Here is a 13335-nt window from a genome sequence, read left to right as displayed (position 1 = left end):
TAACCTAATCCATTTTCTGCGGCATGCCACCTAAAAAAATGCCTCAAAATGGTCTGGTCAGCACCTTGCCCCTGCGCTTTCTTTGATCTTCTGCGGCTATTTGATCGATTCAGCTGTAGTAAAATTACGCAAATTTTGACTCTTGAGCATGAGGTTGTCGCAATGTCGGTTTCTAAAAAACCTATGGTACTGGTGATTCTGGATGGCTATGGCTACCGTGAAGACAGCCAGGATAACGCTATTTTCAACGCCAAAACTCCGGTCATGGATGCCCTGTGGGCAAAACGTCCGCATACGCTGATTGACGCGTCTGGCCTGGAAGTGGGCCTGCCGGACCGCCAGATGGGCAACTCCGAAGTCGGTCACGTTAACCTGGGCGCCGGGCGTATTGTGTATCAGGATCTGACGCGTCTGGATGTTGAAATCAAAGAACGCACCTTCTTCTCCAACCCAACGCTGTCTGGCGCGGTTGATAAAGCCGTTGCCGCTGGCAAGGCCGTTCACATCATGGGCCTGCTCTCTGCAGGCGGCGTTCACAGCCACGAAGATCACATCATGGCGATGGTTGAGCTGGCCGCTGAACGCGGTGCGGAAAAAATCTATCTGCACGCCTTCCTGGACGGTCGCGACACGCCACCACGCAGTGCAGAAGGCTCCCTGAAAGCCTTCGAAGACAAATTCGCCGCGCTGGGTAAAGGCCGCGTTGCCTCCATCATTGGTCGTTACTACGCCATGGACCGCGACAACCGCTGGGATCGCGTTGAACAGGCCTATGACCTGCTGACCCTGGCAAAAGGGGAATTCCAGTTCGCGACCGCCGTTGAGGCCCTGGAAGCGGCTTATGCACGTGATGAAAATGACGAATTCGTGAAAGCGTCCGTAATCCGTGCTGAAGGCCAGGCTGATGCCGCCATGGAAGACGGCGATGCGCTGATCTTCATGAACTTCCGCGCTGACCGCGCGCGCGAAATCACCCGTGCGTTCGTCAACAGCGACTTCGACGGTTTTGCCCGTAAGAAAGTGGTGAAACTCGACTTCATCCAGTTGACCGAATACGCGGCAGACATCAAAGCCCCATGCGCGTATCCACCCGCCTCGCTGGCCAATACCTTCGGCGAGTGGATGGCGAAGAACGACAAAACGCAGCTGCGTATCTCTGAAACCGAGAAGTACGCGCACGTCACCTTCTTCTTTAACGGCGGCGTTGAAGAGCCGTTCAAAGGCGAAGACCGCATTCTGATCAACTCCCCGAAAGTGGCCACCTACGATCTGCAGCCAGAGATGAGCTCTGCAGAATTGACTGAAAAACTGGTTGCGGCCATCAAGAGCGGTAAGTACGACACCATCATCTGTAACTACCCGAACGGTGACATGGTCGGTCATACCGGGGTGATGGAAGCGGCAGTGAAAGCGGTTGAAGCGCTGGACCACTGCGTTGAGCAGGTTGCGAAAGCGGTTGAATCCGTTGGCGGCCAGCTGCTGATCACCGCGGATCACGGAAACGCTGAACAGATGCGCGACCCGGCGACCGGCCAGGCGCACACGGCCCATACCAACCTGCCTGTTCCGCTGATTTATGTGGGTGATAAATCACTGAAAGCAGTGGAAGGCGGCAAGCTTTCTGACATCGCGCCAACCATGTTGTCGCTGATGGGGATGCCGATCCCTGAAGAGATGACTGGTAAGCCGCTGTTCATCGTGGAATAATCGCTCCCCATGAGGGGAAAGGCGATTTTTTCAATCACATGGGTCGTGAAGCCGCTTAGGTTATCAGTCAGACCTCTGTTTTACGCCAGCGCACTGAGCGCTGGCGTATTGCTGTGCGCCGCATCCGCCCATGCGGATGACCGCGACCAGCTGAAATCTATTCAGGCCGATATCGCCGCCAAAGAGCGTGCGGTGCGCCAGCAGCAGCAGCAGCGCTCCACCCTGCTCGCCCAGCTCAAGCAGCAGGAAGAGGCGATCTCCGCCGCCACGCGTAAACTCCGTGAAACGCAAAACACCCTCGCCCAGTTGAATAAACAGATCGACGAGATGAACGCGTCAATTGCCAAACTGGAGCGCCAGCGCGATGCGCAAGAGCGCAATCTTGCCGCACAGCTTGATGCCGCATTCCGCCAGGGTGAACATACCGGACTCCAGCTGATCCTCAGCGGCGAAGAGAGCCAGCGCGGCCAGCGCCTGCAGGCCTACTTTGGCTATCTCAACCAGGCGCGTCAGGAGACGATCGCGCAGCTGAAGCAGACGCGCGAAGAGGTCTCCACACAAAAAGCCGAGCTGGAAGAGAAGCAGAGCCAGCAGCAGACGCTGCTCTACGATCAGCAGGCCCAGCAGGCGAAGCTTGAGCAGGCTCGCAACGAACGTAAGAAAACCCTTTCCGGCCTTGAATCCTCCATTCAGGAAGGTCAAAGCCAGCTAAGCGAAATGCGCGCCAACGAATCCAAACTGCGTAACAGCATCGCCCGGGCAGAAGCGGCGGCGAAAGCGCGCGCCGAAAAAGAGGCTCGCGAGGCGCAGGCCGTTCGCGATAAGCAGCAGGAAGCGTCCCGCAAAGGGACCACCTACAAGCCAAGCGAGAGCGAACGTTCCCTGATGTCGCGTACCGGCGGTTTAGGCTCGCCTCGCGGTCAGGCTTTCTGGCCCGTTCGCGGTTCAATTCTGCATCGCTATGGCGAACAGCTGCAGGGTGAGCTACGTTGGAAAGGGATCGTTATCGGTGCGTCTGAAGGTAGCGAAGTGAAAGCCATCGCCGATGGCCGCGTGATTCTGGCCGACTGGCTGCAGGGTTACGGACTGGTGGTGGTGGTCGAACACGGTAAAGGTGATATGAGTCTTTACGGCTACAACCAGAGCGCGCTGGTCAGCGTCGGCACACAGGTGCGCGCCGGCCAACCCATCGCCCTTGTGGGCAGCAGTGGCGGTCAGGGCCGCCCGTCACTCTATTTCGAAATTCGTCGTCAGGGTCAGGCGGTCAATCCACAGCCGTGGTTGGGAAGATAAGTTTTGCTTCAATTTCGTCGAATCGTTTTCTCCGTCGTCAGCGCGCTGGCGCTGGCTGCACCGGTATACGCAGGTAAACTCGCTATCGTAATTGATGACTTCGGTTATCGTCCACACTATGAAAATCAGGTGCTGGCGATGCCGTCGGCCATCTCTGTCGCCGTCCTTCCGAATGCCCCTCACGCGCGTGAGATGGCGACCAAAGCCCACAGCAGCGGTCATCAGGTTCTCATCCACCTGCCCATGGCACCGCTCAGCAAGCAGCCGCTGGAAAAAGATACCCTGCGCCCGGATATGAGCAGCGAGGAGATCGAGCGCATCATCCGCGACGCCTACAACAAAGTGCCGTATGCCGTTGGGCTGAACAATCACATGGGCAGCGCGATGACCTCCAGCCTGTACGGGATGCTCAAAGTGATGCAGGCGCTGGAGCGTTATAACCTCTACTTCCTCGACAGCATGACCATCGGCAACAGCCAGGCGATGCGCGCCGCTCAGGGAACGGGCGTAAAGGTGATTAAGCGTAAGGTGTTCCTGGATGACACCCAGAACGAAGCCGATATTCGTATGCAGTTCAATCGCGCGGTACAGCTGGCCCGCCGTAATGGCTCTGCCATTGCCATCGGTCACCCGCACCCGTCTACCGTTCGCGTCCTGCAGCAAATGCTGCCGACCTTGCCTTCCGATATCACGCTTGTACGTCCGAGCGATCTGCTGAACGAGCCGCAGGTGGATACCTCCACACCGAATTCTGCGCAGCCCGTCCCTACAGCGCCGCGTAATCCGTTCCGCGGCGTGAAGCGCTGTGTACCGAAGCAACCGCCTGAACCGGTCTATGCGACCCGCTTCTTCTCTGTTATCGGAGACAGCATCAGCAACAGCACGCTGGTGAAATACGTCCAGCAGCAGTGGCAGGGATGGGGTAAGAAAGCCTGACGATAAAAAAGCCACCGTCATGGTGGCTTTTTTATCACTTCAGTTCGAAAGAACCGTCGAGGATCTGGCTATACAACGTCGGCTGGCCGTTGTCTGTAGTTTGGTATTGTTCTTTGTGCGAGAGCTTATAAATGCCCACGGGATCATTATTTAGCATCGCCATGGCCGTCAAATCAGGTTTCGCTGAGATGAACTGGCGAATCAGAAAGCGATTATTCCCGGTGACCGGCTGTTGATCCATGATCTGACGAAACTGCGGATAGCACTCGCGCGCATATAAGAAACTGTAATCAATCAGGAAGTATTCAATCAGGATATCGTGGTGTTGCCAGTAGCGATACAGAATATCCCGAACCGTCTTTACCAGTGAGCATCCCTTTTGGGCTGCAAGAAAATAGGCCGTCCAGTAACCCTGGCTCAATGCGTTTTCAGGTGAATCAAAACGTAGTGATGAGAAGGTGTTCTCAAAAAATGTTTCCGGCACCGGCTTCGTCATGAACACCGTGGCGTCCATCCAGATCCCGCCATATTGATACAGCAGAGAACAGCGAACAATATCAGAGTATTGCGCCTTACTAATCAGCCCCGCCTGGTATTTCGTTTTGATGTGTTCAGGGAGAGTAAGGTAGTCAGGGATATTCTCATCCGTCAGGATAATGACCTGCGCATCCGGCGTGTTTGCTTGAACAGATGCAATGCATCGTTTCACCAACTCAGGCGCGCTATCGAGCCCCTGGAACCAGCAGATCCAGATGATGCGTGATTGTTCCGATTCAGTTAGTTGCGCAGCGTCAGGCTGAACATGCAGTTCATCAATAATGCTAAAAATTGTCTCTTTTTTCTTCCGCTCAAAATGGCTGGCCGCACGCTGAAAAAGAGAAAAACCCGTTTTTTTGTGCCAGCGTCGGGTTTTCTTGATGAGCTTATTCGTTGCATTGAGATTCATCATTTCACCTTAATAAATTCAGAATAGCTCTTTTAGCGTACGACGAAGCAGTTTCATTTTTAACTTAGCGTCTTTTTTACGCCCTCGTAATAAACAATTCATACGAGTCGATTTAAACCCACGAAAAGACATGAGCTGGAACAAGTTATTACTGCGAGTAACTTCAGACATGTACTGTCGATATTTAAAATAGAGCTTACGGTACGCATTGTATTTTTTAACTTGCGACGTAATCCGATCGCTCCCGTGTTCAGCATCTACCATCGCCGTACTGAAACTGTACTTGATACCTGGACCATATTTCAGAATTAATTTAATCCAGACGTCGCGATCTTGCTGTTGTTTAATTTCAGGAGAAAATCCGCCTACCCCTAATAGTTTTTCTTTAGTGGTCAAGACCTGATTGCCCACCACGTTTTCGCACAAAATATCCTGTAGCGCAATTATCCTTTTATCATCAGTATCCGGATAAGTGCGGTGGGTTTTATCCAGCCGGGCGGGGGTATCCGTCACAAAGGCATACTTATCATCATACCGCTCAGCGAGTTTCGTCAGACGTTCTGGCAGGAAATAATCGTCATCATCCAGCCCCGTCACAAACACGCCGTGCGATAGCGCATACCCCCGGTTACGGCTGAAGTTTGAACCGCTGTTCTTTTCGTTACGTTCGTAGATGAAATGCACAAAACGCGCTTCACACTCCGCGCGCATACGCTCGATAAGTTGAGCGGTTTGCTCATTAGAACAATCATCGACAATAACCAATTCTACCGCAGGGTATGTCTGAGCAATAACTGAACGAATTGCGCGCTCCAGCAACGCCTCTCTGTTGTAGGTGGTGATGATTACTGAAATCAGTTCGTTCATGGCATGCTCGTCTGGTAAAAGGTATTTCTCCATCGGGAGAATACCTTTTTCCCGATGGAGAATCAAAACGATTACTTAATGACCTTATGGTGTTTGTTCTGTTCAAGGAAAACAATCGACATTATCAACGTCAGCATCCAGGCTACAGGGGTTGTTTTTGAATAGAACATCACGCCACCTACTCCGAACATAACAATCGAGACCAGGAAAGCGAAAAGAATAATACTTTTACGGATACGTAATGCATACCAGCCAAGCGATATAACAAACAGAATATAGAGAATAACGCCTGAAGGACCTTTTACAGAAAGCGTTTCAACGATTTCATTATGAAGATGACCACGAATGTGATCCAGTGCACCTGACAGGCTTGGATCTTTATTAACTTCATCAATTATCTTTGCGTTTCGCTCATCAGTAGACTGCCATAAATAACTATTTTTAGATGCAGCTAATCCCACCTTCCACATAGCAAAACGAGCCCCAACAGAAGTGGCACTGTTCGCTTTATCATAGGAAGCGATGTCATTATTAAAGTCATTATAACGCTGTGTCAGACTGTCTTTCATCATAAATGCGCCTGCCAGCAAAGCGATCAGAAAAACAGACACCCCCTTCCACGGAATATGCTTGTCCCGGTACAGCTTAAATACCATCAAGCCGAAGAAAATAATCGGATAGGTCAAAATAGCTGCCCGCGTTTCTGTCGCCACCAGTACCAGGAAAGTAATAAAGAAGTGCGCGAGTATAAACAGCTCTTTCCATCGACTTGAACTGTGTTGTAGCACCAGAATCGTATAGAACGAGATAAACGCAATGGTATAGGCAGCTCCTGTTGCATCAGCTCCACCAGCAAGGGAGAGCGTTACCCTTTGGTTTTCAAGAAACAGGTGCTGGTACCCGGCGTAGACAACAATCATCACCTGCAATGCGATAGCCAGCAGCATATGAATCTTATTGCTACCTACTTTGAGCTGATTACGGTTCACAAACACGAAGATGGAAAATGCTCCGAACAGGCAGATTTTCCCGACTTCAAGATAAGCGCGATATGAGTTGATCGCCGCACTATCAACCTTATACATTCGATACCAGACCAGATCGCAAATCCCGATGATCAACAGGACCAGACAAAGCCAGAATGCATCATTCTTTCTGAAATTTTTAATATCCAACAAGAAAATAACGAATGCGGTAACACCCGCCAGGCCGAAAATTTTGGCAGATAAATTGGGTGAAACAACTACGCAACCAAAAGCGATAGCACACAGTCCAAAGAGTAATTGCAACAACGCAAACTGGACCTTATCTCGTTCTACATTAATCATCATTATTCCATTTACTAAGAAGGCAAAGCAGGCTAGCACACTGCTAAATGCAAGTTTATCGCACCAGTGTTAACGAATATTACGCCAGTCATAGGACTTCCCGGTCGTGTCCAGCACGGAAACGTTCTTATTGTAACCGGTAAGCCAGGACTGTACCGACTGGACAGGCTCCCCCTGGCGATGGATCCCAAGCCACAGCTCTGCCAGCGTATTAATATCATCAGCTGACCATACGGTATTGTAATCTCCGGTATATTGCTTACCAGAATCCACCTGATGTCCGTACCAGATAAACACCGGGATATGCAGCGCCTCTCGCGGAGGATTAACGTTACCGTGGGAGTAAGCGACTGCACGCTTCGGATCGCGAATGAGGCCATGATCGGAGAAATACATGACGGATGAGCGCGAGTTTTCCAGAAGGCTAAAGACCTTGCCCATCAACGTATCCGTATATCGCACAGAGTTGTCATAACAGTCATCGGCTTCATTATCACCGTGCAAAACCGCCTGGCTGGCAGGGAAGCGTCGACAGGAAGGTTCGTGACTTCCGTACAAATGCAGAACAATTAATTTCTTGCCCGGCGCTTTAAGCGCATTCTGCAACAGCGGCAAAAGGTCTTCGTCGTAGCCCCCGTCAATCCATTCATGCTGTTTCGTGTTCAGAGCAATGCCGGTAATGACGTTATTATGCGCCCCTCCTTTACCCTGACGACTAAACCAGTACGTATCATATCCCGCTTTATTAGCGATATTGATGACGTTATCGCCATACTTACGCGGATCGCGTGCATTCACAGTATCCGCGGTTAACGCCAGCGGTACCGCCATAATCGTGACCGGTGCAGGCGTAACGGCATTGCGGAACAGTAAGAGCTGCGATTTTTGCTTTTCCAGCTCTGGAGTAGTATCTCGTTGATAACCATAGATACTCATATTTGCCGTGCGCTCAGACTCACCAATGATCAGCACATAGTTTTCGATGCCGGAATCGGATAACGTGATTTTATAATCAGGAATGTTGTTGCCGATATTGGCAACCACGGCATTATCTTCGATGGCCTGCATAAAGACTTTTGATGTGCTAACAGGCGTCGCCTGAACCACGCGCTGTGCCAGGCTTTCGACGCTGCTTTTCCTGAGTTGATGCTGCAAGGCCTGACCATAAAAAGCCAGCAGCGTGACGGCAAGCGCAACGGCGGGCCAGCGACGAAAACGCGGCGCGACAGGCCATTTGCCGGTATTCGCGGTATAAATGAACAACGCGGACAGGGCGATAAAGATCAGGCAATCCCGCCAGTACAAACCGAGCATCGAACTTGCTTCACCCGGTGTCGTATTGAGTACGCTCAGCGCAAAACCATAACTAAACGCAGAATTGAAATTACTCCAGGCGTATAGCTGTAAAGTAATATCTGCTGCAACCGGAATTAATAAAATAATCGCCAGTACATTCCTGATTAATTTATTGTTTATACATTTTAATGTCAGCAATATCAGCGCGAAAACCAACGTGCGGTTAATCACCGCATTATATTTAGCATGTATAATATTAACGCCAATGACTATTAGCAGAGAAATAACGACAGTAAAGAAAGCGGTAAATCGCGAAGGTGTCTCAACCAACTTCTGTGAAAACAGTGTGGACATAATGACCTGATTAGCCTGGCAATATCTTTCCTGACGAAATCATTTTGATTGCAAGAATGAACGTGCGGAGAAGACAGAATGGATGAAATTTCGCCAGAAGTTAACAAGTAACTTCTGGAAAGTCAAACCGCTAAGAAAGAGCGCTGGCACCCGTAAAAGTGATGCCAGCAGACAGGTTACTCCCAGCTCAGGATCACCTTCCCTGACTGGCCGGAACGCATCGCGTCGAAGCCCTGCTGGAACTCATCGATGGAGAAACGGTGAGTAATAATTGGGGACAGATCCAGACCGGACTGAATCAGCGCCGCCATCTTGTACCAGGTCTCAAACATCTCGCGGCCATAGATGCCCTTGATGAACAGCCCCTTGAAGATCACTTTGTTCCAGTCGATAGACATATCCGACGGCGGAATGCCCAGCATCGCGATACGACCGCCGTGGTTCATGGTGTCGAGCATGGTGCGGAACGCCGGCGGCGCACCGGACATCTCCAGGCCCACGTCAAAGCCTTCGGTCATGCCCAGCTCTTCCATCACGTCGGTCAGGCTCTCTTTCGAGACATCCACCGCGCGGGTGACCCCCATTTTGCGCGCCAGAGACAGACGGTATTCGTTCACATCGGTGATCACAACGTTGCGCGCACCCACGTGCTTCGCCACGGCTGCCGCCATAATGCCGATTGGGCCCGCGCCGGAGACCAGCACGTCTTCACCGACCAGGTCGAAGGAGAGCGCGGTGTGTACCGCGTTGCCGAACGGATCGAAGATGGAGGCCAGATCGTCAGAAATATTGTCCGGGATTTTGAAGGCGTTAAAGGCCGGGATCACCAGGTATTCCGCGAAGCAGCCCGGACGGTTCACGCCCACGCCGATGGTATTACGGCACAGGTGCGTACGTCCGCCGCGGCAGTTACGGCAGTGACCACAGGTAATATGGCCTTCACCGGAGACGCGGTCGCCAATTTTGAAACCTTTTACTTCCTGGCCGATGCCCACCACTTCGCCGACATATTCGTGACCGACAACCATCGGTACCGGAATGGTTTTCTGCGACCACTGGTCCCAGTTGTAGATGTGAACGTCAGTACCGCAGATAGCCGTTTTACGAATTTTGATCAGCAGATCGTTATGACCGACTTCCGGTTCCGGCACGTCGGTCATCCAAATCCCTTCTTCCGCTTTCAGTTTGGATAACGCTTTCATCACACGTCCTCAGGCAATGACGCCCAGCTGTTTGCCGATGCGGGTAAAGGCTTCCACCGCACGTTCAATTTGTTCAGGCGTATGCGCCGCAGACATCTGGGTGCGGATACGCGCCTGACCTTTTGGCACCACCGGGAAGAAGAACCCGGTGACGTAAATACCTTCTTTCTGCAGTTCGCGGGCAAATTGCTGCGCGACGACCGCATCACCCAGCATCACCGGAATGATCGCGTGGTCAGCACCGGCCAGGGTGAAACCTGCGGCGCTCATTTTTTCACGGAACAGACGGGCGTTGGACCACAGACGGTCGCGCAGCTCAGCGCCAGACTCCACCATCTCCAGCACTTTGATGGAGGCGGCAACAATCGCCGGCGCCAGGGAGTTGGAGAACAGATACGGGCGAGAGCGCTGACGCAGCCACTCAACCACCTCTTTGCGCGCGGCGGTATAGCCGCCGGATGCGCCGCCAAGCGCTTTGCCCAGCGTACCGGTGATGATGTCCACGCGGCCCATGACGTCGCAGTATTCGTGGGAGCCCCGGCCGTTTTCGCCGACAAAGCCCACCGCGTGAGAGTCATCGACCATCACCAGCGCGTCGTATTTGTCTGCCAGGTCGCACACGCCCTTCAGGTTAGCGATCACACCGTCCATGGAGAACACGCCGTCGGTGGCGATCAGTACGTGGCGAGCACCCGCTTCACGAGCCTCTTTCAGGCGCGCTTCCAGTTCAACCATGTCGTTGTTGGCGTAGCGGAAACGCTTCGCTTTACACAGGCGTACGCCGTCGATGATGGAGGCGTGGTTCAGGGCGTCGGAGATAATCGCATCTTCTGCGCCGAGCAGGGTCTCAAACAGACCGCCGTTGGCGTCGAAGCAGGAGGAGTACAGAATCGCGTCTTCCATTCCGAGGAAGCTCGCCAGCTTTTGCTCAAGCTGCTTGTGGCTGTCCTGGGTACCGCAGATAAAGCGTACGGAGGCCATGCCGAAACCGTGGGTGTCCATGCCGTTTTTTGCAGCGGCAATCAGCTCAGGATGATTCGCAAGACCTAAGTAGTTGTTCGCACAAAAGTTAATCACATGGCTGCCGTCGGCAACGGTGATGTCCGCCTGCTGGGCAGACGTGATAATACGCTCTTCCTTGAACAACCCTTCCGCACGTGCGGTGTCGAGGTCGCTGTTTAACTGTTTGTAAAAATCACCACGCATTGCAATTCTCCAGACTCGGCAAATTTCGGGACATATTACCCAAACCTATAGTTCATGACGAGATGACACGTCATCTCTTATCGTTTTTGCAGCATAAATCACGCGTACCCCTGCACTGTGAAGGTGAATGGCTGAAGGGCAGCCATACTAATGATATGATAGAGACATTAGCGTCCGGGATTGTCCCCGGGCTCCACACTTCAAAGGTTACAGTTATGATCATCGTTACCGGCGGCGCAGGCTTTATCGGCAGTAATATTGTTAAGGCTCTCAATGACAAAGGCATCACCGACATCCTGGTGGTTGACAACCTGAAAGATGGCACTAAGTTCGTCAACCTGGTGGATCTGAACATCGCTGACTACATGGATAAAGAAGACTTCCTTATCCAGATTATGGCAGGCGAAGAGTTCGGCGAGATCGAAGCCATCTTCCACGAAGGTGCGTGTTCTTCCACCACCGAGTGGGATGGTAAGTACATGATGGACAACAACTATCAGTACTCTAAAGAGATCCTGCACTACTGCCTGGAGCGTGAGATTCCGTTCCTGTACGCCTCCTCCGCGGCAACCTACGGCGGCCGCACCTCGGACTTCATCGAATCCCGCGAATATGAGCAGCCGCTGAACGTCTACGGTTATTCTAAATTCCTGTTCGACGAGTACGTGCGTCAGGTTCTGCCAGAAGCGAACTCACAGATCGTTGGTTTCCGTTACTTCAACGTCTATGGACCGCGTGAAGGCCACAAAGGCAGCATGGCAAGCGTGGCGTTCCACCTGAACACCCAGTTGAATAACGGAGAAAGCCCTAAACTGTTCGAAGGCAGCGACGGCTTTAAGCGCGACTTCGTTTACGTGGGCGACGTGGCGGCCGTAAACCTGTGGTTCTGGGAAAACGGCGTGTCCGGCATCTTCAACCTCGGTACCGGCCGTGCGGAATCCTTCCAGGCAGTGGCTGACGCCACGCTGGCGTATCACAAAAAAGGCAGCATCGAGTACATTCCGTTCCCGGAAAAACTGAAAGGCCGTTATCAGGCGTTCACGCAGGCCGATCTGACCAACCTGCGCGCCGCAGGCTACGACAAGCCGTTCAAGACCGTTGCCGAAGGCGTAACGGAATATATGGCCTGGCTGAACCGCGACGCGTAAGTATGAGAATTCTGGTGATCGGCCCGTCATGGGTGGGCGACATGATGATGTCGCAAAGTCTCTATCGCACGCTCAAGGCGCGTTATCCCCAGGCGATAATCGACGTGATGGCACCCGCATGGTGCCGTCCGCTGTTATCGCGTATGCCGGAAGTGAATGAAGCCATCCCGATGCCACTCGGCCACGGGGCGCTGGAAATCGGCGAACGCCGCAAGCTCGGTCATAGCCTGCGCGAGAAGCGCTACGATCGCGCGTATGTCCTGCCAAACTCCTTTAAATCCGCCCTGGTGCCCTTCTTTGCGGGCATCCCACATCGCACCGGCTGGCGCGGTGAAATGCGCTACGGTCTGCTGAACGATGCGCGGGTGCTGGATAAAGAAGCCTGGCCGCTGATGGTGGAGCGCTATGTGGCGCTGGCCTATGACAAAGGCGTGATGCGCAGCGCGAAAGATCTGCCGCAGCCGCTGCTCTGGCCACAGCTTCAGGTTAACGACGGTGAAAAATCCCAGACCTGCAGCACGTTTGGTCTTTCGTCTGAACGCCCGATGATTGGCTTCTGCCCAGGCGCCGAGTTCGGCCCGGCAAAACGCTGGCCGCACTATCACTATGCGGAGCTGGCGAAACAGCTGATTGACGAAGGCTACCAGATTGTCCTGTTCGGTTCGGCAAAAGATCACGAGGCTGGCAACGAAATTCTCGCCACGCTGAGCAACGAGCAGCAGGCCTGGTGCCGCAATCTGGCAGGAGAAACGCAGCTTGAACAGGCTGTTATCCTGATTGCCGCCTGTAAAGCGGTGGTCACTAACGACTCTGGCCTGATGCACGTCGCCGCTGCGCTCAACCGCCCACTGGTGGCGCTGTATGGCCCAAGTAGCCCGGACTTCACGCCCCCGCTTTCTCATAAAGCGCGCGTCATCCGCCTGATCACCGGCTACCACAAAGTGCGCAAAGGCGATGCCGCAGAAGGCTACCATCAGAGCCTGATCGACATTACGCCAGCGCGCGTTCTCGAAGAGCTTAACGAGCTGCTGTTGAGCGAAGAAGGATAACGA

Annotated in this window: 11 protein-coding genes; 5 read left to right on the top strand and 6 right to left on the bottom strand. The window is 52.9% G+C overall.

The annotated features are described in order from the left end of the window. Positions 1 to 162: 162 nt before the first annotated feature. Genes gpmM through BM007_RS19085 form a run of 3 tightly spaced genes read left to right on the top strand, consistent with a single transcriptional unit; the run spans position 163 to position 3936 of the window. Positions 163 to 1707, top strand: a complete 1545-nt coding sequence (gene gpmM, locus BM007_RS19095; protein WP_090420381.1) for a 2,3-bisphosphoglycerate-independent phosphoglycerate mutase — start codon at positions 163 to 165, stop codon at positions 1705 to 1707. 33 nt (positions 1708 to 1740) lie between these two features. Continuing rightward, the gene (envC, locus tag BM007_RS19090) at positions 1741 to 3000 is read left to right on the top strand and encodes a murein hydrolase activator EnvC (RefSeq protein ID WP_024906610.1); all 1260 of its coding nucleotides are present in this window, start codon (positions 1741 to 1743) and stop codon (positions 2998 to 3000) included. 3 nt (positions 3001 to 3003) lie between these two features. Beyond that, positions 3004 to 3936 (top strand): divergent polysaccharide deacetylase family protein, encoded by a 933-nt coding sequence (locus tag BM007_RS19085; RefSeq protein ID WP_061716213.1) that lies wholly within the window; start codon positions 3004 to 3006, stop codon positions 3934 to 3936. A 34-nt stretch (positions 3937 to 3970) separates the two neighbouring features. Here the strand turns inward: BM007_RS19085 and BM007_RS19080 are convergent, their stop codons facing one another. The 6 genes from BM007_RS19080 to kbl all read right to left on the bottom strand — a co-directional run bounded on the left by BM007_RS19080 (position 3971) and on the right by kbl (position 11135). Then, positions 3971 to 4885 carry a capsular polysaccharide synthesis protein gene (locus BM007_RS19080; protein ID WP_254780656.1) on the bottom strand — a complete coding sequence of 305 codons (915 nt, stop codon included), beginning with the start codon at positions 4883 to 4885 and terminating at the stop codon, positions 3971 to 3973. Positions 4886 to 4900: 15 nt separating this feature from the next. Next, positions 4901 to 5749 (bottom strand): glycosyltransferase, encoded by an 849-nt coding sequence (locus BM007_RS19075; RefSeq protein ID WP_024906613.1) that lies wholly within the window; start codon positions 5747 to 5749, stop codon positions 4901 to 4903. A 71-nt stretch (positions 5750 to 5820) separates the two neighbouring features. Beyond that, positions 5821 to 7080: an O-antigen ligase family protein gene (locus BM007_RS19070; RefSeq protein ID WP_368073431.1), complete on the bottom strand. Its 1260-nt coding sequence runs from the start codon at positions 7078 to 7080 to the stop codon at positions 5821 to 5823. 66 nt (positions 7081 to 7146) lie between these two features. Next, positions 7147 to 8727 (bottom strand): phosphoethanolamine transferase family protein, encoded by a 1581-nt coding sequence (locus BM007_RS19065; RefSeq protein ID WP_090420373.1) that lies wholly within the window; start codon positions 8725 to 8727, stop codon positions 7147 to 7149. A 176-nt stretch (positions 8728 to 8903) separates the two neighbouring features. Further along, positions 8904 to 9929 carry an L-threonine 3-dehydrogenase gene (gene tdh / locus BM007_RS19060; RefSeq protein WP_024906616.1) on the bottom strand — a complete coding sequence of 342 codons (1026 nt, stop codon included), beginning with the start codon at positions 9927 to 9929 and terminating at the stop codon, positions 8904 to 8906. A 9-nt stretch (positions 9930 to 9938) separates the two neighbouring features. Next, positions 9939 to 11135: a glycine C-acetyltransferase gene (kbl, locus tag BM007_RS19055; RefSeq protein WP_024906617.1), complete on the bottom strand. Its 1197-nt coding sequence runs from the start codon at positions 11133 to 11135 to the stop codon at positions 9939 to 9941. 215 nt (positions 11136 to 11350) lie between these two features. Between kbl and rfaD the strand changes: the two genes are divergently transcribed. Then, the gene (gene rfaD, locus BM007_RS19050; protein ID WP_024906618.1) at positions 11351 to 12283 is read left to right on the top strand and encodes an ADP-glyceromanno-heptose 6-epimerase; all 933 of its coding nucleotides are present in this window, start codon (positions 11351 to 11353) and stop codon (positions 12281 to 12283) included. Between the two features lie 2 nt (positions 12284 to 12285). Next, positions 12286 to 13332 (top strand): ADP-heptose--LPS heptosyltransferase RfaF, encoded by a 1047-nt coding sequence (gene rfaF / locus BM007_RS19045; RefSeq protein WP_090420369.1) that lies wholly within the window; start codon positions 12286 to 12288, stop codon positions 13330 to 13332. The last annotated feature ends 3 nt before the right edge of the window (positions 13333 to 13335 follow it).

It is taken from the genome of Enterobacter sp. NFIX59, from assembly GCF_900113755.1.
GTDB classification, from domain to species: Bacteria; Pseudomonadota; Gammaproteobacteria; order Enterobacterales; family Enterobacteriaceae; genus Enterobacter; species Enterobacter pseudoroggenkampii.
Note: the sequence above shows the minus strand (reverse complement) of the source record. Positions and strands in the feature narration are given on the sequence as shown.

Excerpts from the sequence above, each read along its gene's own strand:
- BM007_RS19075 (WP_024906613.1), bottom strand. The coding sequence starts at position 5,749 with ATGAACGAACTGATTTCAGTAATCATCACCACCTACAACAGAGAGGCG.
- kbl (WP_024906617.1), bottom strand. The coding sequence starts at position 11,135 with ATGCGTGGTGATTTTTACAAACAGTTAAACAGCGACCTCGACACCGCA.
- rfaF (WP_090420369.1), top strand. The coding sequence starts at position 12,286 with ATGAGAATTCTGGTGATCGGCCCGTCATGGGTGGGCGACATGATGATG.
- gpmM (WP_090420381.1), top strand. The coding sequence starts at position 163 with ATGTCGGTTTCTAAAAAACCTATGGTACTGGTGATTCTGGATGGCTAT.
- tdh (WP_024906616.1), bottom strand. The coding sequence starts at position 9,929 with ATGAAAGCGTTATCCAAACTGAAAGCGGAAGAAGGGATTTGGATGACC.
- rfaD (WP_024906618.1), top strand. The coding sequence starts at position 11,351 with ATGATCATCGTTACCGGCGGCGCAGGCTTTATCGGCAGTAATATTGTT.
- BM007_RS19080 (WP_254780656.1), bottom strand. The coding sequence starts at position 4,885 with ATGATGAATCTCAATGCAACGAATAAGCTCATCAAGAAAACCCGACGC.
- BM007_RS19065 (WP_090420373.1), bottom strand. The coding sequence starts at position 8,727 with ATGTCCACACTGTTTTCACAGAAGTTGGTTGAGACACCTTCGCGATTT.
- BM007_RS19070 (WP_368073431.1), bottom strand. The coding sequence starts at position 7,080 with ATGATGATTAATGTAGAACGAGATAAGGTCCAGTTTGCGTTGTTGCAA.